The sequence below is a fragment of the Acinetobacter sp. 24-47-47 genome (genome assembly GCF_057737035.1).
In genome coordinates this window covers 1138428-1159442 of sequence record NZ_CM173216.1, presented here as the reverse complement: position 1 = coordinate 1159442, position 21015 = coordinate 1138428, and the positions used below count along the sequence as shown (strand labels likewise).

Genomic DNA, 21015 nt, shown 5'->3' with positions numbered 1-21015 from the left:
ATGTCATTTTCGATTCATGGAGTATGAACCGATGAATATTTTAGTTTTGGGTAGTGGTGGTCGTGAACATGCTTTAGCATGGAAAATCGCACAAGACGAAAAAGTTGCAAAAGTATTTGTTGCTCCAGGTAATGCTGGAACAGCAACTGAACCAAAATGCGAAAATGTTGCACTGAACATTTTAGACAATCCTGCGATTATCGATTTTGCAAAAAACAATGCAGTTGAATTGATTGTTGTAGGCCCTGAAGCACCACTTGTAAATGGTGTTGTAGATGCATGCCGTGAAGCTGGCGTAAAGATTTGGGGCCCTACCCAATTTGCAGCACAGTTAGAAGGCTCTAAAGCGTTCGCTAAACACTTCTTAAAACGCCATAACATCCCAACGGCTTTCTATGACGTGTTCACGGAAGTCGATGCTGCTAAGGCATTTGTTGAGAAAAATGGTGCACCGATCGTAATCAAGGCAGATGGTCTTGCTGCGGGTAAAGGCGTAATTGTTGCCATGACCAATCAAGAAGCATTTGATGCGATTGATGACATGCTTGCAGGCAACAAATTTGGTGATGCAGGTTCACGTGTTGTCATCGAAGAATTCTTGGCAGGTGAAGAAGCATCTTTCATTTGTATGATTGATGGTGACAACATTTTACCAATGGCGACTTCACAAGATCACAAACGTATCTTTGAAGGCGACCAAGGTCCAAATACTGGTGGTATGGGTGCTTACTCTCCCGCTCCTGTGGTAACCGCTGATGTGTTTGAAAAAACCATGAAAGAAATCATGCGCCCTACTGTTGAAGGCATGAAAAAAGATGGCCACGTTTACACAGGTTTCTTATACGCAGGTTTGATGATTGATGAACAAGGTCAACCTAAAGTGATCGAGTTTAACTGTCGTTTTGGTGACCCTGAAACTCAACCCATTATGATGCGTTTAAAATCATCTTTAGTTGATTTAGTTGAAGCAGGTATTGAAGGTAAACTTCCTGCAGAAGCTGAATGGGATGAGCGTAAAACAGTTGGTATCGTACTTGCATCTAAAGGCTACCCTGAAACTTCAAGCAATGGCGATGTCATTTCAGGTTTAGATACTGTGATGGCAGATGCGAAAGTATTCCATGCAGGTACGAAAGCCAATGAAAATGGCGATATCGTGACTGCGGGTGGTCGTGTACTTTGTGTGACTGCACTGGGCAATACGATTGGTGAAGCACAAGCAAAAGCTCTCGAGCTTTGCCAAAAAGTAACGTTCGACGGCGTTCAATATCGTAAAGATATTGGTTACCGTGCCATTGCTCGTGAAAATGCCTAATCTTAATTTAGATTAACAAAAACCCCGATTCTTTCGGGGTTTTTTAACAATACTAGTTCTACGCACTAGGCTTATGCTGAGGACTGCCTTTCCATTTAAAAGCATTCAAAACCTCTGTCAAAATAATTTGTAAATTATTCATAGATTCTGGTGATACATCTACTTCACCATAATGACCATCTGCCATAGTTGATCCGTACTTAGAACCATTTAAACAATTTAATATTAATGCACCATTTGGAGCATTTATAAAGCCATTATCAACAGGCTTTAAATCCAAAGGCTTTGGATTTCGTCCTCCCCCTAAACTTCTAGATCTATCTTCTAAATGTTGAACTGTATTTCTAACTCCACGTAAATTAGGGAAACATTCCGTCATTTTCTGATATGCATTTTTTACTTCAATTGGAACAAGTTCATAGTTAGAAAGAACTTTAAGAAATTTATCGAAAGTATCCAAAGCATATAAAAATGCTCGTGCGTACAAAAATGCTAAATTATGATTAAATTCTCTAGGTATATGCCCTTGACTCCATTTTTCTCTTTTAAAAATAACTTCAGTTTTTAAATTGATCTCATCCATATAATTCCAATGATTATTACCGTCTTGAAGAATTTCAGCCTCAATTTGCTTCCTTATTTCACTTCTTCTTTTATTATCTAGAAGCCAATCTTGTTTAGATGTCGATTCTTGACGATCAATTGAATGAAAAAGATTTAATGCTAAATTTGCTTCAAAAAATTGTCCTTCTAAAGAACGAAGCAGACTCTCAACCTCCCAACTCCACTCTCGATCCTCATAATCAAGCCAAATACCTGGAGCAATAATTTCATAAATATAAATCACATCCTCATTTAATTTTTATATTAAAAATTAATGAATTATAATATTATATTGATGAAAAACAACCAAACCCCTCGCCTGATCCTCTGCCAATGACAAAAGACTAAAACCATCCCATTTATCCAAATGTATGTAGATGCTTGAGTTATAATTTATGATCAAATCCTATCTCTTTTTCACGACACATAAAAACATCCCTCATCTAATATGAGGGATTATGGACTATTTAGATTCTAACTTTGGATGCAGCTTTACCATCATCTTAGAATATCCACGAACAAAATTAGACTGAACAATTTCAGGTTCTTCAAGCACTTCAATTCTGTCATAACGTTTGAGAATCTCCTCCCACAGAATGGTCAGTTGCATCTCAGCCAAACGACTACCCATACAGCGATGAATTCCATAACCAAATGATAGATGTTTTTTCACATTTTCACGATCAATACGAAATTCATCCGCATTTTCAAACACAGTTTCATCACGGTTAGCAGACGCATACCACATAACAACTTTATCACCTTTACGGATATACTGACCTTTATAAATTAGATCTTGAGTCGCTACACGGCGCATATACGCCAATGGTGTCTGCCAACGAATAATCTCACTAACCATATTAGGCAACAGATCAGGATTATTCTTCAGCTTGTCTAATTCCTGAGGGAACAAATGCATTGCATAAACCCCGCCCGACATCGAGTTACGAGTCGTATCATTCCCACCTACGATTAATAATGCCAAATTCCCCAGAAACTCTAATGGTCGCTGAATCAGATCCTTTGTCTCATCACTCCGAATAAGCATACTCATCAAGTCAAAACTTGAAGCCTCACCTGCTTTTATACGTGCAGCCTTATCATGCCAGAGTTGAGACAAATCTCTCACCATCTCTTTTAAACCATCAAAAGTATTTTCAATGGTCATCGTGCCGCCTGTCGTACCTGGGGATGAAGATGCAATTTCAGACCAATAGACCAATTTACGGCGTTCTTCGTAAGGGAAATCTAGCAATGTTGCCAACATTCTTGAGGTCAGCTCAATTGAAACTCGATCTACAAAGTCGAAAGCTTCATTTAAAGGCAAGTGATCAAGTACGTCTTGGGTACGTGTCCGAATCAAGCTTTCCATGTCTTTTAAGTTTTTAGGTACAAAAACCCCCTGCACAGCTTTACGCTGAATATCATGCTTCGGTGGATCCATCGCAATAAACATTTCAAGCTCTAAACCTTGCGGTTGCTCACCCAACATAATGATCGGTTCTGAAGAGAAGAGCTGATGATTTTTATCAACGTACATGACATCTTCGTACTGTGTCATCGACCAAAAAGGACCAAATAAACTGTTTGATTGATAATGTATCGGCGCATCTTTCCGTAATCGCTTAAAAGTATCCTTCCATACACCTTGCTTGTATAAAAAAGGGCTACTGACATCAAGCTCTTGTAAGGGGCAAACATTTGGATCTGGAAGTTGAATTTCTTCAATTTGATCAAAATCAGGATTCTTAAATAGGCTACTTTTTAATTTATGGTATACATGGGCAGCTTTGATGTGATTTTCTAAGGGAATATAGCGAGCGCTAAAATTCACCAAATCTACTCGAACAGCATTCATTTTTTTGACTAAATTATTCATGACAATGTGTCCTATGTGATCTCATCTTTAAATTTATATTCAGCCTTTATTCCATTAAGCTGATGATCTGTGTTTGAGCATAGAATTTAAAAAATACAGAATCAGGTCATTTTTTGACATTAATAAGTCATTTTTTGACATTCTTTTAATTCAAATTAGCAGCTCTAATGAGGCTAGATTTAAGAAAGATCAATATCACGCTATCTGGACTTGAGTATGATGTCTAAAGGAATAGAACATAGCAATCAGGACGATAATGCAATTCGGGCATTGATTCCCTGCGCATATGTCAGAATTATTGCGCAACAATTGGGAGGTGGGCTGCGTGTATTCCCAACTTTATTGAATGGCACATGTCTGACTGCTGAATTTATTCAACAGGAAGATTCCCGGATTTCAGCATCTGATTTTATTCGTATATTTGACAATGCATTGAACATGGCAGATGTTCCCGATTTCGGTTTAGAACTTGGACATCGCCTTAAACCAACGACTCATGGCGCAATGGGCTTTTTGATGCACAGTTGCCCAAACCTTTATGCTGCACTTGAAGCGATTCAACATTATCTACCTACTCGAATTGGATTTGCAGAAGTCATTCTCGAAATGCGTGATCAGCAGATGAATTGTAAAATTCAATTTAATATCGATTGCTCCACCCTTGTATATCAAAGCATGATCGAGTCTTGCATGGTGGTATTTAAAGAGTGTGCTGAATTTATTTTAGGTAAGCCATTAACTGAGGCGAAGTTGCTTTTTAGCTATCCTAAACCTGCTTACCATGCTGCTTATACAAAAATTTTTCAATGTGATTTCGCATTTTCACAATCTTTTGATGGCATTCAGATACCTTTATCTGTGTGTAAAATCCCTAATGCTTCAGCAAGTCAGGAGAACTATCTCATTGCAAAAAAACAATGTGAAAATGTACTTAAGGATCTTCTTACACCCCAAAATACTTACCAATTTCGTGTAAAAAAAATACTGATTGAGCATTTATCAGATCCCAAAAATGAATCTGAGATTGCCGCTTCATTATTCATGAGCAAACGAACCTTAGCTCGTCATTTAGAAAAAGAAGGTTTAACCTTTAAAGAGGTCAAAGATCAGGTGCTTGCACAGCAAAGTGCTTATTTTCTTGAGCATACGCAACTCACGATTGAAACAATTGGTATGCTTCTTAATTATCACGATGCCTCAAATTTCAGACGAGCATTCAAGCGTTGGTTTGGTATGCCCCCTAGCCAATATCGGCAGAAATACAATAATGATCTTACCAAGCAAATTTCTAAATTAAATTAAATCCATATTTTTCATATTGATATATTAAATCATTATAAGGTGTTCGGCTGATAACGGGTCTTTCTAATTTTAAACACTCAAATTATAAGTATGATATTTAAAGTTTATTTATACATTCTCATAAATTGTATATGACGCTTTATGCTAAGCTAGTTCATTAACATCACTATATTGAATAAAAAAAAATTGTTATCATCAACCAACTTTTTTGTTATCAATGCTTAAATAATTGATAGCTAAATACCGAATTATCTCTAACAGATGAATAGCTTGAAGTGCTCTTGAAACAAGGACAGTTCATTTCACTATTCACCTCACTGCATATGTAAGTTGAAGATCGTTTCAACATACTCAGGAAATATCATGAAGAAAATTCTTGGTTTAGTTTTGGGCCTATCAGTGGGTATCGCTGGATGCTCAAAACAAGATGCTCCAGAAACCGCTGCAAACAACACGAATAAAGATTCAGTTCAAACCATTACAATCGCTTCTACAGGTTCAGATGCAGATATCTGGAAGTTCATTGCAAAATTACCAGAAACTGAAGCTGCAGGTTTAAAGTTAGATGTTAAAAACTTTACTGATTATGTTTCAATGAACACTGCGGTAGCCAATAAAGAGATTGATATCAATGCCTTCCAATCATATGCGTATATGGTTGCATACAATGATGCCAATACTCAAAAAATTGCGCCATTATCTACGACTTATCTTGAGCCAATGGGGATTTACTCAAGCAAAGTTAAAAATTTAAATGATTTCAAAACAGGTTCGACCATTGCAATTCCAAACGATGGTGCTAATGAATCACGTGCCCTTTTATTATTGCAATCTGCTGGTTTAGTAAAGTTAAAACCTCAATTTGACAATGTCAAAGGCACTACTTCTGATGTAACTGAGAATCCTAAACAAATCACCATCAAACCGATTCAAATGGCAACTGCGGTACGTGTGAAAGATGAAGTGGATGCCATTGTATTAGGCAACACCTTAGCAATGGAAGGTGGTTTGAACGTATTAAAAGATGCGATCTACTACGAGCCAATCGATCAAAGTACAAAAATGAATGTGAATGTACTGGCTGTAGCTGAAGGCCGTCAGAATGATCCTGTATTGCAAAAGGTAGGTCAGCTATATCATACAGATGCGGTTAAGCAATATGTGAAAGAGAACTTTGGTGGCACTAAAGTTAATGTTGATAAACCAACGACATATCTCACAGAAGCTCAATAATTCTAGACTTCTGTATTTTTAACAGGCAAATTTAATTTGCCTGTTTTTCATTTTTAATAGTTCTTGACGTTATGATTGAATTTAAAAATATTAGTAAACATTATCAGCTTAAAGGCCAAACTATTCACGCCTTAGACAATATTAATCTGACGATTCCAGATGGAAGTATCTTCGGAATTATAGGCTATAGTGGTGCAGGTAAAAGTACACTGATCCGTTTGATCAATTTACTAGAAAGACCCAATCAAGGTCAAATGATCATCCACGGTCAAGATTTCACTGCTTTGAGCGCTTCAAAATTACGTCAAGAACGCGCCAATATTGGTATGATTTTTCAGCATTTCAATTTACTACAAACCAAAACCGTTGCAGCCAATATTGAAATGCCAATGAAACTCCTTGGCTGGAGTAAAGCTGAGCGTCTAAAACGCTTAGATGAGCTACTTGAGTTTATCGATTTAAAACATAAACGCGATGCTTTTCCAGATGAGCTTTCTGGTGGTCAAAAACAGCGTGTAGGTATCGCTCGGGCACTTGCCAATCATCCAAAAATTCTACTCTGTGACGAAGCAACATCAGCGCTTGATCCTCAAACGACAAAGTCTGTACTTGCCCTTTTGAAAAAAATTAATCAAGAGCAAGGAATCACCATTGTTATGGTTACGCATGAAATGGATGTTATTGAGTCGATTTGCGACTTTGTTGCAGTTATGGAGCAAGGCAAAGTGATTGAACACGGCAGTACTCTCGATATCTTTAGTCAACCTCAACACCCGACGACCAAAACATTTATTCAAACTGTTTTACAGCAGCAATTACCTATCAATATTTTAAATAACTTAGAAAATCAAAATCACCACAGTATTTATAGCTTGCAGTTCTTAGGTACTTCGGCCCAAGAAACGGTTGTGCAAGCTGCCATTAAACGATTTGATATTAGTCTCAATATTTTATTTGCCAACATGACCGAAATTAATGGCGCTGTGATTGGGCAAATGTTTGTGCAATTACTGGGTGATCCAGACATTATTCAAGAAACCATCAGCTTTTTCCAACAACATGGCGTTAAAGTTGAGCAATCAGGAGTACGTGCATGAGAGATATGATTGTTCAATGGCTAACAGAAATTACTGAACCTTTTTGGAAAAGCTCGCTTTCAATTGATCAATTTGTGACAGCCCTACAAGAAACCTTTCATATGGTTTTTTTTGCAATGCTATTCGGTACGATTTGGGGTTTAATTCAAGGGATAACTCTACTTGTTACACGACCAAACGGGATTTTAGCCAATCGTGTGATTTACTATGGATTAAACCCTATTGTGAATGCATTACGTTCCCTCCCGTTTATTATCCTCCTGATCGCGGTTATTCCACTGACAAAAATGATTGTGGGTACTTCTATTGGGACATGGGCAGCTATTGTTCCTTTAACCATTTATGTAGGACCTTATATTGGTCGTCTGGTTGAAACTTCACTCCTTGAAGTCAACGAAGGTATCGTGGAGTCAGCGCAAGCTATGGGCGCAACACCCCTGCAAATTATTTTCAAGTTTATTCTGCCTGAGGCGCGTAGCTCCCTCATTCTCAATTTAACTACAGCTGCAATCAGCTTAATTGGTGCAACAGCCATGGCTGGTGCGGTCGGTGCAGGCGGCATTGGTGATCTTGCGATCTCCTATGGTTATCAACGCTTTGATACCAGTGTCGTTATACTCACCGTCATTGTGCTTTTAGTATTAGTTCAATTGGTGCAAATGACAGGTGAAAAACTCGCCAAAATGCGATAGTAAATTTAAAAAAGATCTCAAATGAGATCTTTTTTAATATCAATCCATCCAAAGTGAAGCGATTTTTTCCATTAATTGCGCACGTAACGGCGCAGTCCGATTGCATGGATTACGCTTTGCTTCATGCGTATAAAACGCTTGCCATTCGCGTATCATTTCCAAACTAACACCTTGTGCTTTAAACTGATGGATGTCTTGCTTAGATACACTTTCTAAACGTGCTTGAGCACCTTCTGGACCTGTTGCCCAACCGATAACCCCTTGCCCAAAACTCGGAAGGCTCATTTGGTTGGGTGTTTGAGGAACCGCTTTACGTTCGATTGTCTCATTGACCTTACAGCTGCTTGGACGCTCGTATAATTGAGACTTTTGCAGTTGACCAACTTGAGAGTTTTGCATACAACCAACAAGAACAATCGAACTCATCACTGCGCTGATGCAAGCACTCAATCTCACTTTTATCATCATTTACTTTTTACTCGAAATTAGTTCATCAGATCAGATAATCTTAAGCTAACAACAATGCACCTCATCAAATTCGAAATCAATATTTACAATACATCGCTGTTTAAAATTTGGGTGAATTTTACAATTTGATAAGCTTGATCTAGGATGAGATCAAATAAGTCACATGCTTTAGGATCGTTTAGGATGCGTTATCAAGTTCGCGTAATTGATGTTAACAATGCGCTACAAAACTATATATGGATTATTGAAGATACTGAAACCCAAGAAATTGCAGTGGTAGACCCTACAGAAGCCAATTTGGTGGTCAACTATTGTGACTCGAATGGTTTAACACTTAAGCAAATATGGCTTACCCACTGGCATAAAGACCATATTGGTGGTGTGCCAGAGTTAATCGCGGAAAAAAATATTGAAGTTTATGGTCCACGTGAAGAATTATCTAAAATTCCATTTATCAGTTGTCCACTCAATCATGATGATGAATTTTATTTTAATGACTTAAAACTTGACGTCATCGCTGTTCCTGGCCACACCTTAGGTCATATCGCAATATTTGCAGATGAAATTGACAGTTTATTCTGTGGAGATACCTTATTTGCAATGGGATGCGGACGCCTTTTTGAAGGAACGGCTGAACAAATGTATCAATCACTTAACCGACTGTCAGCGCTCCCTCCAAGAACTCAAGTCTACTGTACCCATGAATACACGCTCTCAAATGCACAATTCGCTTTGCAAGTAGAACCTGAGAATAAGGCACTGCAAGAACGATTTGAGCAAGTTCAGAAACTTCGAGATCAAAATCAAATAACCTTACCTTCCACCATTGAAATTGAACTTGAGACCAATCCTTTCTTGCGCGTCAACAGTGCTGAAGAATTTAAACGTATTCGGGAAATGAAAGATAATTTCTAAATTTAGCATTATCTATTCAAATTACAGGTGTTTATTACTGAGCGACATTCGCTCAGTTTTTTTATCCCTTTCAGATAAAATTTTCTATTCTTTACTTCAACACTTCATAAAAAATTGATCAAATTTCTTCTTTCAATCGCATGAAATATATACATTTTTATTAAATTACAATAAATTTACATTAATTTATGGTCAAGCCCTTTAAAAAGACCATCATTAACCTTATTAATATTTCATTAGTCAAAGGAGTTGTCTCATGAAGAAAGTGGTCAAAGCAAAAAATTTAATTGCATTCAGAATTTGGTTAGAAAAATTAGGTTATTCCGTTCGAAATTTAAAGGATAACCAAGGCTTCACTTTCAGCTTTAAAAAAGAATATGGTTTAGTGACATGTGACTTATCTGGAAATACTCTTGCAATGCAATTAGGTGAAGAATTCGAGGATCACTTAAAAGCTTAATCTCACCTTAATTCAACGGAATGAATACTAAATAGATCATCTAAATATTAACATCGCCTCTTTGTAGGCGATTTTTTTATATTTATATATTTCAGTCTGTTTTTATATAAAAATATAGGCAATAAAAAAGCAAGGTATCAAACCTTGCCTTAATATGGTGGGGACGGAGAGACTCGAACTCTCACACCTTGCGGCGCTGGAACCTAAATCCAGTGCGTCTACCAATTTCGCCACGTCCCCTTTGAATACTCAATCATATTACTGAGCTTCATAAAACTTGGCAGAGGATCAAGGATTCGAACCTTGACGAACGGTTTTGGAGACCGTCATGCTACCATTACACCAATCCTCTATTTCACCTACTTCGGTCGTTCCACCTAGTAAATTACTTGGTGGGGACGGAGAGACTCGAACTCTCACACCTTGCGGCGCTGGAACCTAAATCCAGTGCGTCTACCAATTTCGCCACGTCCCCGATGGCTGTGTATATTATAGAGATCATTATCTCATGACAAGCCCTTTTTTTGAAAAACCTTATTGTTTGACTAAATATAAAACAATTATCCATTTTACTGGTTTTTCTTTAAACAAATTCGCTTAATATCTGTTTTAATTGATAAATATTGTACAATCTTTGTGATTTATTTTTCATCAACATCTGCTGGAGTACTGGTGTTAAGTCAGAAAAAGGCCTAATAATTTCAACTTTTAATTGCTGACAATGCCATTTTGCCCAATCTATATAGCTTTTTTTACGGATTGAGTACTGATTTAACCATTCTAACCAAATAATACCGAGTGCATATATATCTGATGCTTGTGATTTTGACTCACCATGAAACAACTCAGGCGCCATATACCTCGGTGTTCCATGCGTAGAAACTTGAGGATGGCACTCAAAGTGAAACATCTGTTCAAAATCAATTAATTTGGGTTGACCATTCAATATTCTAAAATGTTCTCTTTTGAGATCTGCATGGACCAATCCTTGCTCATGAATCGATAGTAATGCATCTAGACTATGTAATAATAAATTGACCACATTTGAAAACTCATTGTGTGGGAAGGTCTGCATTTGAATATAGACAGAATTTTCTACTTCAAATAACGGCGCCGCATTTTCTATCAGAATCAATGATGAAGAATCATGTTTTGATATACGTGTATTGAATCTGCTGTTTTCGTCATACACGATCTCAAACGGCACTAAGATCTTTGAAGAGCGAGTACTGAGTGATTGGTAGTGTTTTATCTCATTGTCGAACCACTGCTCATGCTGTGAACTGATACTCTGCTGTTGTCGCTTAACCCAATATGTTTGGTCGTCTATTTCGATACAATAAATTAGACGACCATACTGCTGACTTTGTTCAGAATTAACTGGTTGCCTGAGCAGAGGCTGAATGGTTTGCCACTGTAGATTGTTTTTCGAGAGATTCATTTTGCTGTTTCAGTTGCGTCAGCATATCCAAACAATGTTCAATGGTTTTTCCTATGCGCGCATGTGTTTCAATACTGGACAGTTTAGACCAAGTTGCCCGCTCGCCTTCTCTTTGAAGGACTTTAAACAAATGAGGTCGCGGATTTTGTAGCATATAATGATAATGTCGTAGGCTGTAATTACCTACAATATTTAAATCACCATAATAACGCTGATCAACAATACCATAACCGTGATCCAATAGTCGTCTAATCGTCGGCACACTGCCCATTCGGTCACGAGTGAAATTCATGACATCCATCGCAATCGTTTTACCATGTTTACGCACTAAACGTTGCGGCCAGCTGAGTAGATCTGTTCTAAAACGCTCCGCATCACTTTGCATGAATGGCACAATATGTGGATTCACCTGACTGGCAATGGTGTAATTAATATTGTAGAGACGAGCCATTTTCTCTTGTGGAAAATCACTTCTCACACTGCCATCCACCCAACGAATACTTGCCAAGTATGGTGTATGCACCCCATCATAACGCTTACTGGTCAGTCGAACTGGAGGAAATAAGATAGGAACCGCGCATGATGCCAATACTGCACTCCATACCAGTAAATCTGGCGCAGTATATTTATTCATGATACGAGCATCTTCCTGAGCGACATCATAAGGTGCGACACTGATATTAATATCAAGTCCAGACTTTTCATACGCTTCTTGGAACGTTAAGTCCCCTAAATTTTCCACTAAAAATTTCTTAAGATATCGCACATCAGCAATACCACCATTTCCTCTAAGCAACTCTTTGAAACTTCTGAAATGGAATGCTTCACTATAAAAGCTCTCTCCTGTCAGCAGCTGATCAATATCTTTTTGATCAGAAACGCCTAACATCGCCGTCATCAACGCACCAGCACTCGAACCTGATAAAACTTTCGGCATCAAATCTTGTTCCATCAGCGCCTTACACACGCCTGTATGAAACAAACCTAATGAGGCCCCACCCGAAAACATCATTGCAGGTTGACCATAGGTCAGTTGACAATTTTTAAAAAAATCAAATTTTTCTTGATACGTCAAACCCGAACATTCATTTGAAGCGATATAAATTAAACTCTGTGAAACCTCTTCAATATAGTCCTCAATAAGTTTTTTAGTGCCAATATATGTTTGTGTGAACAGCATAGGATGACCAATATTGGCGACATCATGACTCAGGCCTTCTCGCAAAATATAGATCAGATCAATTACACGATGATTCAGCTTGTAACGGCGTAAGAGATTTAAACGATGCGATATAATTTCAGCATCAAAATAGGGTGAAGTATTATCAAACTTCCATTCCTGAGCGCCCGTCTCCTCATCCAGCTTTAAGGCAATGTCTTTCCACTCTTCATAGCTCTCCGCACGTTCAAGCTCATGTTGCATTTTTTTAATTCGATACGCTTGATGCGGATTAATTTGACTACGAGTGCCTAAAATCATTGAGCTAGTCCTTTGATTTTTATTAGTTCAATTAGTTTTGTTCAGTTTTTAAACTATGCAAAAAAAGCAGAAAATAATCAACTTAATAAAATTTATTTCTTGTATCGACCAGTCATCATAGATTTATCCCTTAGATCAGTTCACATCGCTGTCGTCATCATGTAGATTAAACTTGATTTTATTGAATTGTATTTCACGAATACCTATGGCGACTCTAGAACTACCAGATCAACTGTTAACAAAAATTTCTCAACTTATTGACCAACTTAATCACACATTATCTGAACCGAGTCAGGAAATTGATTTCTCAGCACTAGGATACAAATGGCAAAATAAACGGCTGATCCCCATTCAAAAACCTAAAATAATTCATCTTGATGATTTAAAAGGTATCGAAAAACAAAAAGAAAAAATACTGCAAAACACTGAACAATTTTTACAAGGTTTACCTGCAAACGATATTTTATTGACTGGATCTCGTGGAACCGGAAAATCATCTATCGTAAGATCTTTACTGTCAAAATATGCTGACCGTGGTTTACGCATCATTGAAATTGAGCGTGATAATCTGTCAGACCTACCAGAAATACAAAAAATTATTGAAGGTCGTCCCGAAAAATTTATCGTGTATTGTGATGACTTAGCCTTTAATGCTGAAGACGAAAATTATCGTAGTTTAAAAAGTGTGTTAGATGGTTCACTAGAGTCAGGTTCTGGCAACTTTATTATTTATGCGACCAGTAACCGCCGCCACCTACTCCCAGAATTTATGCATGAAAACACCCCGATCACTAAAGTAGACGTGCCTCAATATACTGAATTACATCCGCAAGAAGCGATCGAAGAAAAAATCTCATTGTCTGATCGTTTTGGTCTTTGGCTTTCATTCTACCCGATGGATCAAAATCTTTATTTAGAGATTGTAGAGCACTATTTAAAAAAATCTGGTATTGAAATGACACCTGAAGTACGTGCTGAAGCGCTACGTTGGTGCCAAGCCAGAGGTCAACGCTCAGGTCGTTCTGCATTCCAATTTTCAAAACATTGGATCGGCTCTACTCAATTAAAGCGTGATTAAGCATTTACATCTGCTTCTGCAATAAGAAACTAAGATGGAATGACGTCTTAGTTTCTCGACTTTCACTCTTTAAGCTAAGTAATTAGCTTTTATTACGATAAAAGTTAATAAATTATTCATGAATAATTATAAAGATAAAATTAACAATTTAACTCATTGCTCTCTATCGATATCAAAAAATTTTAAATAAAAAAAAATCTCAAATATTACCTTAAGCTATTAATTTAAATAAAATTTATTAACTAAATAAGAATTAAAAAAATAATTTAAATTTAAAACAATATAACATAACAACCATTTTTTGTTTTTCGAAAAAATTAATGTAACCCAAACTTAACAATTCAAAAATAGTATGAGGGACGCAAATAATTATAGAAAAAGGCTGCATCCATGCTCCAAATTAAAAAATATAGTAACCAACATACACAATCCCCAGATGTTCAAAATATATTAAAAACGCTTCATCAAGCGATCTTCATGACACCTGAGGGTTGTGATTTGAATGATATTGCTCAAGCCTATGCCCCCGATGATGCTGCAAGCAAACGGGTTTTGATCTATTTTGATGAAGAAAAACCTGTTGGATTTTTATGTATGCAACGTTATGAAGTCAAAAAGAATGACCAGACAATGAATGTTTTTCGTGGTCAAGCAGGTCTTCTTAGCGCCTATCGAAAATCAAATCTATTAAAATTCCAATATATTTACTTCATCATTTCTCAAATGATCCGCCACCCAGCACCATCATATTTTTTTGCTGTGTGTTTACATCCCTCAAGTTATCGTGCAATTACACGTTATGCTTTCAAAAAAAATACATGGCCTACTCGCTTAAACCTCGATAACAATACAGAAATGCAAGACCTTTGCACCCTATTCTCTCAGCAATTCAATTATCAACTTTCAAAATCTGGCCATGTTTTTATTTATAACGATGGTCTTGGAGGAACACGTGGTTGTAAGCATGAACACGATAATATGAATGAGGATGCTGCATTTTTTTTGAATCACAATGCCGGATATACCAATGGTGATGGTATGTTAGTGATTGCCAAAATCACTGTCTTTGAGGTGTTTTACCGTTTAATTTGTCACACTTTGGGTAAAATGAATCGCAATAAATATATTCAATGGACAAAACAGCGACAACAATAGTCCCGCTTTAAACGCATCTAGCACATATTGCTCACCACAATGTTGCTTAATCATCGGTAAGAATGCATCACAGGACAGTACACCTGTGGTGCTAATTGCTGCTTGTGGTTGATGTCTTCCAAAAAGCTGTAGAAAAATGATGGAAATCAATCCTCGAATCATATCCACAATTAAAGCTTGAACTGCCAATAAGGGATTTAGTTTTTGTGAAATCATCGCAGCAGACAGACTTGCCCAACCGAATCCAGAAAGCAATACAGCACTTTCCTTCCAAATTATCAGCATAAAGTAGGCAAATATTGTATTTGCCAATACCATTATGATTGGGAGTTTTAAATCATGCCATTGCAATGTTTTGATGTTAGAGGCTGATATAAAAACTCCGATCAAAAATAGAATAATGTAGATAAGCACGTTTTGAATACTTAAAGCTATTTGCTCATCTATTAAATCCATTCGATAAGTGAAGATACCTCCCACAAATACCAAACTAAGCAAAAGATAAACTGTCAATATTTTAATGATGTCCTTAATTTGGATTGTGCCTCGTTTACTGTTTTCCTGCTGTTTCTTCTTATAAAATAGAGAACTAAACCAGTAAGTAAATACGCATACCCCGATTCCAAGAAAAACTAACTTGTTCAAAACAGCTTTAGGATTTTCTAATGCGAGTAGGTTTGGCGCTGCGTAAACAGTGCAAAAAAATATAAATAAAATCAGGGCTAAAAAAAATACTTGTTCAATGTACTTTTTGGGATGAAATTTGCGACCATATAGATAGCCAAAAATGATAATGATAAGATCCAATCAGACTTCCAAAATTATTTTTATACGTATCGCTTAGATTAATCCATAGATATAAAATTAATATGACAAAATGTTTCTTACAGAGCATCGTCATGTCTCATCACTTTTGGCTGCTAGGTTTTAATTTTAAAACTTAATTTCGCCCAGCTATCGACCATAGTTGACTTCGTGGCGTTGAATTCTAATAAAGTTCAATTTCAATCTTTCAGCGTGCTAGCGCATCTCTTTAAAACAACTAATCAGATTTTTAAAATTTCACTCACAATTCTATAATCGTTTTTCATTTCAAATCACCTAATATATTTTTAAAAGTACTAAAGAGAATGTGATGGCTTACAATCATAAAGACCTTGATACCATCCCACATAGAAGCACTCGTGTTTATTCTCAAAGTTTTGACTACTCTTTGGACTTTAAAAAAATTAATTTCAGAGAGAGACCGGAACTCTATCGAATTGGTCGTGGTGAACAGGGTGTATTACTCGTCGAACCTTACAAATCTGAAATTCTGCCCTTTTGGAAATTTGCAGATGAAGATAAAGCTAGAGAGAGTTCTAATAAGATTTATCAACTCTTTCTTGAATATTTAGCAGTCGATGATTTTGTCGGTGCAGATATGGCTCGTAAATTTTTACAAATGGGTTATACCCGAGCGAGACGTTATGCAAACCATAAAGGTGGAAAAAAATATAAAGGTCCTGTACCTAATGACAAAAAAGGTTTAAGTGGTGATCACGGGCGTGAAGAACTACCACGCCAACAAGAAGACCCTATTAAGGCTGCAGCAGCACGAATTTTTAAAGTGAAATGGGATGAAGCTAAACAGCATTCCCACTATATTGCATTAAAAGAACGATTTAAAAACTCAATTGCGAGTCAATAAATACATTCTCACACCATTTATAATACAAACAAAACTATTTCTTTAATTTTTATTTACAATAGAAAAATAGAAAGTACAATAGCATTTACCAAAAAATGATCACCATTTTTTGCATTTAAAGATAAACAAATCACAAATAATGAGCATGCGCCATGATAACTAAATTTTTAAAATTGGGTTTAATCCTCTCGATGACCACTTTAACAACGACAACTTTTGCCCAACAACACACCGTTTCATTGGGTTATGCTCAGTCTGAAATTGAAAATGCGTTTGATATTCGCGGTGTTCACGCTCAATATCGCTATGAACTCGAGACTCCTTTAAGCGTTATGGCAACAATGTCGTATCAAACTGGTGATGAAACTTGGATTGAACCAGGTGAACGCCAAGATACAGATGTAAAACATTTTTCTTTGCTAGCAGGCCCTGCATATCGTCTTAATGAGAATTTCAGTGTTTATGGTGTTGTCGGGATCGCGCATTCAAAAGTTGAAAGTTCATATCGCGCCTTGAACATATACGAAAACATGGATCTAAGTGAAACAGCGTTTGCATATGGTGTTGGTATTAATATTAATCCTGCTCCGCAATATGCGATCAATATCGGTTATGAAGGTACTAAAGTTGATGGGGCTAAATTTGATGGGTTCAACATCAGCGCAGGTTATCGTTTCTGATTCTGCTTGAATACATAGAGAATTAAAAAAGAGGCTTTTTGCCTCTTTTTTTGTCAAAATCATTGGATAATGTTTATACATTATTTGGATAGCGAGAAATAGACGAATCCTATATAGCTAGAATAAGTCGTATTATTCTACCTAGGATATTTCATGCAAAAAAGAAAACTTGGACAAACTGATTTATTCATCGCACCCATCGTATTCGGAGGAAATGTATTCGGTTGGACGGTTGATGAAAAACAAAGTTTCAAAATTTTAGATGCACTGTATGAGCGTGGATTTAACACCATTGATACAGCAGACTTCTATTCCATTTGGGCACCAGGCAATCATGGTGGCGAGTCAGAAACAATCATTGGTAATTGGTTAAAACAAAATCCAAGTAAACGTGAAGACATCGTGCTATTTACTAAAGTCGGTTTAGATATGGGGATTCCCGGCCATCAAGGTTTATCTGAACGATGGATTATGCAAGCAGTTGAAGACTCTCTAAGCCGTTTGAAAACAGATTATCTTGATCTTTATTTTGCACACTGGCCTGATGAAAACACACCTCATGAGGAAACATTATCAGCATTTTCAAAGCTCAAAGATCAAGGAAAAATTCGTGCCTATGGCACTTCTAATTTTTCAGCTGTTCAATTAGACGCTTCTATTCAAGCTGCACAAAAGATTGGTGTGCAACATTATCAGGTTCTTCAACCTGAATATAATCTTTACGATCGCGATGTATTCGAACAAACACTGCAACCCATTTGTGAACGCCATCAAATTGGTGTCGTAAGTTTTTATAGTCTGGCTAGTGGATTTCTATCTGGGAAATATTCGTCATTAGACAATATTCAAGGGCGTCAACGTGCAGATACGCTTGTAAAATATTTTGATGAGCGAGGCTTAAACCTTTTAGATAAGCTCAGAGAAGTGGCATCGCGCCACAATGCGGCACCTGCTGAGGTAGCTTTGGCTTGGTTACTTGCGCAAAAGCATATTTCAGCACCAATCGCCAGTGCAACAAACCTTGAACAAATTACCCAATTTTCAAATGCAGTGAATCTTCAACTCTCACCAGAAGACATGCAAATTCTTTCAATAATGTAAATATAAAAAAGAGGCTATAAGCCTCTTTTTTCTCGGGACCAAACATTTATGCTTCAGTAGGTTTTTTGAGTTCCGTCATCGGCCAACGTGGCGTCGTTGTCACGGCTAAGCCATCATGCTGTCCTGCTTTTAAGCGTTGATATCCAGCAAAAGCAATCATGGCGCCATTATCCGTACATAAAGCTGGTTCAGCATAATATACTTGAGCTTTTATTTTAGCTAAATCTGCTTCAAGACGTTCACGAAGACGCTTATTGGCACTCACACCACCAGCAATGACCAAACGCTTAAGACCAGTTTGTTTTAATGCTTTAACTGATTTTTTGACCAATGTATCAACAATAGCCTCTTGAAAACTCGCAGCAATATCAGCGTCTCGGTTTTCTTCACCTAATTTTTTCATTTGGACAGAAACTGCTGTTTTTAAGCCGCTAAATGAAAATTCCAAACCTTGATGCAACATAGGACGTGGAAATTCAAAAGCAGTGGCATCACCTTGCTCAGCAAGTTTAGAGATATTTGGACCGCCTGGATAAGGCAACCCCATCATCTTAGCAACCTTATCGAATGCTTCACCCGCTGCATCATCGATCGACTCACCTAAGATTTCATAATGACCAATATCATATGCCGCCATTAATTGTGTATGCCCACCCGAGACCAACAAAGCGACAAACGGAAATTCCGGTGGAGTAGCTGATAAAAGAGGCGCCAACATATGCCCTTCCATATGATGCACACCAATCGCTGGTTTATTTAACGCAAATGCAAGCGTACGACCAAATAATGCTCCAGTCATGAGTGCACCCATTAGGCCTGGACCACGTGTATAAGCCACCGCATCAATCTCAGATTTTTTGATTTGACTTTCTTCAAGCAATTGATTGATTAAAGGAATTAATTTACGAACATGATCGCGGGATGCCAATTCAGGTACCACTCCACCATATTCAGCATGCAATTTAATCTGACTATATAACACCTGTCCTCTTAAGCCGACTTCGCTGTCATAGAGTGCGAGACCAGTTTCATCACACGACGTTTCTAAGCCTAAAACGATCATTAAATTGCCTTTAACCCATTTCAAAATATTGCTAAAGCTATTATAGACTTGTGATATGAGATGTAAATGAGTAAAATACTGACCTTCACTTGTGACTCAGCGCAATTCGGCGCTTAGTCTTATCCATAAACTAGAGGATTCTTCATGCCACAAGTTAAATTGAAAGAAGGCGAACCAGTAGACGTAGCTATCCGTCGTTTCAAACGTTCATGCGAAAAAGCGGGTGTTTTAGCTGACGTTCGTAAACGTGAATTCTACGAGAAACCAACTCAAGAACGTAAGCGCAAAAAAGCTGCTGCTGTTAAACGCTACCAAAAGAAATTGGCGCGTGAATCAGTACGTACTACTCGCCTTTACTAAGATTAATTTGTGATTGACTGCTCGGATATATAAATGACTACTTTAAAAAACCAAATTACTGACGTTTTGAAAGCAACAATGCGTGCTAAAGAAATGGATAAGTTAACGGTGATTCGTAGTCTCCAAGCAGCAATTAAGCAAATCGAAGTCGATGAACGCGTAGAACTAGATGATAGTCGAGTTCTCGCGGTCATTGAAAAACAAATCAAGCAACGTAAAGAATCGATTAAAGCTTTTGAAAGCGCTAATCGACAAGACTTAGCTAGTAAGGAACAAGCCGAGGTTGAGGTTTTATCTCAATTTCTACCAGCAGCTATGACTGAGGAAGAACTTGATTCAATTATTGCGCAAACGATTGCTGCGCAACAAGCTACTAGCATGAAAGATATGGGTAAGGTGATGAATTCTCTACGTCCGATCATAGCCGGACGTGCCGATCCTGCACAAGTTTCGAGTAAAATTAAAGCTCAACTTTCTTAACTTTTCGTATTATGTTTGATTTGGTCTATTTAATAATGTCATTAAATAGTCCAGTCTAAATCACGTATCCCCGATTTTATTACAACAATACTTTTAGTTTTTCACTTTCTGATTATTTAAACTCACATTGAATATTATATCTTTGTAAAATCTGCATTTCTTTAGATCGCTTCACTTTCTCAACAACATCCTGTTTACTCATTCTAGAGTAGGAAAATGGTAAATCCTTTCGATATTTATCCACCACCTGATAAAAACCATCGACATAAGTTCCAACAATGACACAATATCTTTGAGTCTGATCAACGCTAAAGTGTGTTGTATTTGGTGCTAGCATTTTTAGAAAATGCCTCATATCGGCATTATATTTTTGTGATACAACTTCAATTTCTTGTGTAAATTTAACAGGAAGTGTTTCCGCATGAGTGAACACCCCTGCCCCAAACAACATCATAAAAAATAGTGGAAATTTCATTATTAGATTCAATCACATAATTAAAAATATTTATTCATTCATCATTCT

The 21015-nt window shown here is 37.2% G+C and carries 22 protein-coding genes and 3 tRNA genes; 14 read left to right on the top strand and 11 right to left on the bottom strand.

The window, feature by feature from the left end; genetic code table 11:
* The first annotated feature begins 31 nt into the window (after positions 1-31).
* Positions 32-1315: a phosphoribosylamine--glycine ligase gene (gene purD / locus AC1M9E_RS05355; protein ID WP_481607008.1), complete on the top strand. Its 1284-nt coding sequence runs from the start codon at positions 32-34 to the stop codon at positions 1313-1315.
* 58 nt (positions 1316-1373) lie between these two features.
* Here the strand turns inward: purD and AC1M9E_RS05350 are convergent, their stop codons facing one another.
* Positions 1374-2162 carry a hypothetical protein gene (locus tag AC1M9E_RS05350; RefSeq protein ID WP_481607009.1) on the bottom strand — a complete coding sequence of 263 codons (789 nt, stop codon included), beginning with the start codon at positions 2160-2162 and terminating at the stop codon, positions 1374-1376.
* Positions 2163-2381: 219 nt separating this feature from the next.
* Complete coding sequence (locus AC1M9E_RS05345; protein WP_481607010.1) at positions 2382-3797, bottom strand: cytochrome P450; 1416 nt, start codon at positions 3795-3797, stop codon at positions 2382-2384.
* 219 nt (positions 3798-4016) lie between these two features.
* On the opposite strand from AC1M9E_RS05345, the gene AC1M9E_RS05340 reads away from it, so the two are divergent.
* The 4 genes from AC1M9E_RS05340 (at position 4017) to AC1M9E_RS05325 (ending at position 8121) form a co-directional block, all read left to right on the top strand.
* A complete protein-coding gene (locus AC1M9E_RS05340; protein WP_051586576.1) occupies positions 4017-5099 on the top strand; it encodes an AraC family transcriptional regulator in 1083 nt (360 codons plus the stop codon).
* 363 nt (positions 5100-5462) lie between these two features.
* Positions 5463-6332, top strand: a complete 870-nt coding sequence (locus tag AC1M9E_RS05335) for a MetQ/NlpA family ABC transporter substrate-binding protein (RefSeq protein WP_035267639.1) — start codon at positions 5463-5465, stop codon at positions 6330-6332.
* A 71-nt stretch (positions 6333-6403) separates the two neighbouring features.
* A complete protein-coding gene (locus AC1M9E_RS05330; RefSeq protein ID WP_179998301.1) occupies positions 6404-7429 on the top strand; it encodes a methionine ABC transporter ATP-binding protein in 1026 nt (341 codons plus the stop codon).
* The gene (locus AC1M9E_RS05325; RefSeq protein WP_035267644.1) at positions 7426-8121 is read left to right on the top strand and encodes a methionine ABC transporter permease; all 696 of its coding nucleotides are present in this window, start codon (positions 7426-7428) and stop codon (positions 8119-8121) included. Before AC1M9E_RS05330 ends, AC1M9E_RS05325 begins: the two co-directional genes overlap by 4 nt.
* 39 nt (positions 8122-8160) lie before the next feature.
* Here the strand turns inward: AC1M9E_RS05325 and AC1M9E_RS05320 are convergent, their stop codons facing one another.
* Positions 8161-8547, bottom strand: coding sequence for a DUF4951 domain-containing protein (locus AC1M9E_RS05320; RefSeq protein WP_481595486.1), 387 nt, complete (start codon positions 8545-8547; stop codon positions 8161-8163).
* Positions 8548-8772: 225 nt separating this feature from the next.
* Between AC1M9E_RS05320 and gloB the strand changes: the two genes are divergently transcribed.
* Entirely contained in the window at positions 8773-9504 is a 732-nt protein-coding gene (gene gloB / locus AC1M9E_RS05315; protein WP_481591199.1) for a hydroxyacylglutathione hydrolase, read from the top strand.
* Between the two features lie 256 nt (positions 9505-9760).
* The gene (locus AC1M9E_RS05310; protein ID WP_035267651.1) at positions 9761-9964 is read left to right on the top strand and encodes a hypothetical protein; all 204 of its coding nucleotides are present in this window, start codon (positions 9761-9763) and stop codon (positions 9962-9964) included.
* A 155-nt stretch (positions 9965-10119) separates the two neighbouring features.
* On the opposite strand, the gene AC1M9E_RS05305 is transcribed toward AC1M9E_RS05310, so the two are convergent.
* The 5 genes from AC1M9E_RS05305 to AC1M9E_RS05285 form a co-directional block, all read right to left on the bottom strand.
* Positions 10120-10204 (bottom strand) — tRNA-Leu (locus tag AC1M9E_RS05305).
* Between the two features lie 38 nt (positions 10205-10242).
* A tRNA-Trp gene (locus AC1M9E_RS05300) sits at positions 10243-10316 on the bottom strand.
* A 38-nt stretch (positions 10317-10354) separates the two neighbouring features.
* Positions 10355-10439 (bottom strand) — tRNA-Leu (locus tag AC1M9E_RS05295).
* 108 nt (positions 10440-10547) lie between these two features.
* On the bottom strand, positions 10548-11405 hold the full coding sequence (locus AC1M9E_RS05290) for a protein kinase domain-containing protein (RefSeq protein ID WP_488225113.1): 858 nt from the start codon (positions 11403-11405) through the stop codon (positions 10548-10550).
* Entirely contained in the window at positions 11341-12885 is a 1545-nt protein-coding gene (locus tag AC1M9E_RS05285) for a DUF3336 domain-containing protein (RefSeq protein WP_481589806.1), read from the bottom strand. Before AC1M9E_RS05285 ends, AC1M9E_RS05290 begins: the two co-directional genes overlap by 65 nt.
* Positions 12886-13090: 205 nt before the next feature.
* On the opposite strand from AC1M9E_RS05285, the gene AC1M9E_RS05280 reads away from it, so the two are divergent.
* Complete coding sequence (locus AC1M9E_RS05280; protein WP_481591202.1) at positions 13091-13963, top strand: ATP-binding protein; 873 nt, start codon at positions 13091-13093, stop codon at positions 13961-13963.
* Between the two features lie 390 nt (positions 13964-14353).
* Positions 14354-15118, top strand: coding sequence for a hypothetical protein (locus AC1M9E_RS05275; protein ID WP_488225112.1), 765 nt, complete (start codon positions 14354-14356; stop codon positions 15116-15118).
* On the opposite strand, the gene AC1M9E_RS05270 is transcribed toward AC1M9E_RS05275, so the two are convergent.
* Entirely contained in the window at positions 15047-15925 is an 879-nt protein-coding gene (locus tag AC1M9E_RS05270; RefSeq protein WP_488225111.1) for a LysO family transporter, read from the bottom strand. The two genes, AC1M9E_RS05275 and AC1M9E_RS05270, sit on opposite strands and share 72 nt — an antisense overlap.
* A gap of 328 nt (positions 15926-16253) precedes the next feature.
* On the opposite strand from AC1M9E_RS05270, the gene AC1M9E_RS05265 reads away from it, so the two are divergent.
* From AC1M9E_RS05265 to AC1M9E_RS05255, 3 genes are all read left to right on the top strand, one after another.
* A complete protein-coding gene (locus AC1M9E_RS05265; protein WP_481953001.1) occupies positions 16254-16808 on the top strand; it encodes a DUF4385 domain-containing protein in 555 nt (184 codons plus the stop codon).
* A 152-nt stretch (positions 16809-16960) separates the two neighbouring features.
* The gene (locus AC1M9E_RS05260; protein ID WP_092766154.1) at positions 16961-17488 is read left to right on the top strand and encodes an Ail/Lom family outer membrane beta-barrel protein; all 528 of its coding nucleotides are present in this window, start codon (positions 16961-16963) and stop codon (positions 17486-17488) included.
* Between the two features lie 153 nt (positions 17489-17641).
* The gene (locus AC1M9E_RS05255) at positions 17642-18589 is read left to right on the top strand and encodes an aldo/keto reductase (protein ID WP_488225110.1); all 948 of its coding nucleotides are present in this window, start codon (positions 17642-17644) and stop codon (positions 18587-18589) included.
* A gap of 46 nt (positions 18590-18635) precedes the next feature.
* Here AC1M9E_RS05255 and tsaD read toward each other — a convergent pair whose 3' ends face one another.
* The gene (gene tsaD / locus AC1M9E_RS05250) at positions 18636-19652 is read right to left on the bottom strand and encodes a tRNA (adenosine(37)-N6)-threonylcarbamoyltransferase complex transferase subunit TsaD (RefSeq protein WP_481607016.1); all 1017 of its coding nucleotides are present in this window, start codon (positions 19650-19652) and stop codon (positions 18636-18638) included.
* 144 nt (positions 19653-19796) lie between these two features.
* Here tsaD and rpsU point away from each other — a divergent pair, with 144 nt between their 5' ends.
* Positions 19797-20012: a 30S ribosomal protein S21 gene (gene rpsU, locus AC1M9E_RS05245; protein WP_001136722.1), complete on the top strand. Its 216-nt coding sequence runs from the start codon at positions 19797-19799 to the stop codon at positions 20010-20012.
* 33 nt (positions 20013-20045) lie between these two features.
* The gene (locus tag AC1M9E_RS05240; protein ID WP_035268744.1) at positions 20046-20492 is read left to right on the top strand and encodes a GatB/YqeY domain-containing protein; all 447 of its coding nucleotides are present in this window, start codon (positions 20046-20048) and stop codon (positions 20490-20492) included.
* Between the two features lie 112 nt (positions 20493-20604).
* Here the strand turns inward: AC1M9E_RS05240 and AC1M9E_RS05235 are convergent, their stop codons facing one another.
* The gene (locus tag AC1M9E_RS05235) at positions 20605-20967 is read right to left on the bottom strand and encodes a hypothetical protein (RefSeq protein ID WP_488225109.1); all 363 of its coding nucleotides are present in this window, start codon (positions 20965-20967) and stop codon (positions 20605-20607) included.
* Positions 20968-21015: the final 48 nt, after the last annotated feature.

Excerpts from the sequence above, each read along its gene's own strand:
- rpsU (WP_001136722.1), top strand. The coding sequence starts at position 19,797 with ATGCCACAAGTTAAATTGAAAGAAGGCGAACCAGTAGACGTAGCTATC.
- AC1M9E_RS05280 (WP_481591202.1), top strand. The coding sequence starts at position 13,091 with ATGGCGACTCTAGAACTACCAGATCAACTGTTAACAAAAATTTCTCAA.
- AC1M9E_RS05285 (WP_481589806.1), bottom strand. The coding sequence starts at position 12,885 with ATGATTTTAGGCACTCGTAGTCAAATTAATCCGCATCAAGCGTATCGA.
- tsaD (WP_481607016.1), bottom strand. The coding sequence starts at position 19,652 with ATGATCGTTTTAGGCTTAGAAACGTCGTGTGATGAAACTGGTCTCGCA.
- AC1M9E_RS05265 (WP_481953001.1), top strand. The coding sequence starts at position 16,254 with ATGGCTTACAATCATAAAGACCTTGATACCATCCCACATAGAAGCACT.
- purD (WP_481607008.1), top strand. The coding sequence starts at position 32 with ATGAATATTTTAGTTTTGGGTAGTGGTGGTCGTGAACATGCTTTAGCA.
- AC1M9E_RS05255 (WP_488225110.1), top strand. The coding sequence starts at position 17,642 with ATGCAAAAAAGAAAACTTGGACAAACTGATTTATTCATCGCACCCATC.
- AC1M9E_RS05260 (WP_092766154.1), top strand. The coding sequence starts at position 16,961 with ATGATAACTAAATTTTTAAAATTGGGTTTAATCCTCTCGATGACCACT.
- AC1M9E_RS05325 (WP_035267644.1), top strand. The coding sequence starts at position 7,426 with ATGAGAGATATGATTGTTCAATGGCTAACAGAAATTACTGAACCTTTT.
- gloB (WP_481591199.1), top strand. The coding sequence starts at position 8,773 with ATGCGTTATCAAGTTCGCGTAATTGATGTTAACAATGCGCTACAAAAC.
- AC1M9E_RS05290 (WP_488225113.1), bottom strand. The coding sequence starts at position 11,405 with ATGAATCTCTCGAAAAACAATCTACAGTGGCAAACCATTCAGCCTCTG.
- AC1M9E_RS05240 (WP_035268744.1), top strand. The coding sequence starts at position 20,046 with ATGACTACTTTAAAAAACCAAATTACTGACGTTTTGAAAGCAACAATG.
- AC1M9E_RS05275 (WP_488225112.1), top strand. The coding sequence starts at position 14,354 with ATGCTCCAAATTAAAAAATATAGTAACCAACATACACAATCCCCAGAT.
- AC1M9E_RS05310 (WP_035267651.1), top strand. The coding sequence starts at position 9,761 with ATGAAGAAAGTGGTCAAAGCAAAAAATTTAATTGCATTCAGAATTTGG.
- AC1M9E_RS05345 (WP_481607010.1), bottom strand. The coding sequence starts at position 3,797 with ATGAATAATTTAGTCAAAAAAATGAATGCTGTTCGAGTAGATTTGGTG.
- AC1M9E_RS05235 (WP_488225109.1), bottom strand. The coding sequence starts at position 20,967 with ATGAAATTTCCACTATTTTTTATGATGTTGTTTGGGGCAGGGGTGTTC.
- AC1M9E_RS05330 (WP_179998301.1), top strand. The coding sequence starts at position 6,404 with ATGATTGAATTTAAAAATATTAGTAAACATTATCAGCTTAAAGGCCAA.
- AC1M9E_RS05340 (WP_051586576.1), top strand. The coding sequence starts at position 4,017 with ATGTCTAAAGGAATAGAACATAGCAATCAGGACGATAATGCAATTCGG.
- AC1M9E_RS05320 (WP_481595486.1), bottom strand. The coding sequence starts at position 8,547 with ATGAGTTCGATTGTTCTTGTTGGTTGTATGCAAAACTCTCAAGTTGGT.
- AC1M9E_RS05335 (WP_035267639.1), top strand. The coding sequence starts at position 5,463 with ATGAAGAAAATTCTTGGTTTAGTTTTGGGCCTATCAGTGGGTATCGCT.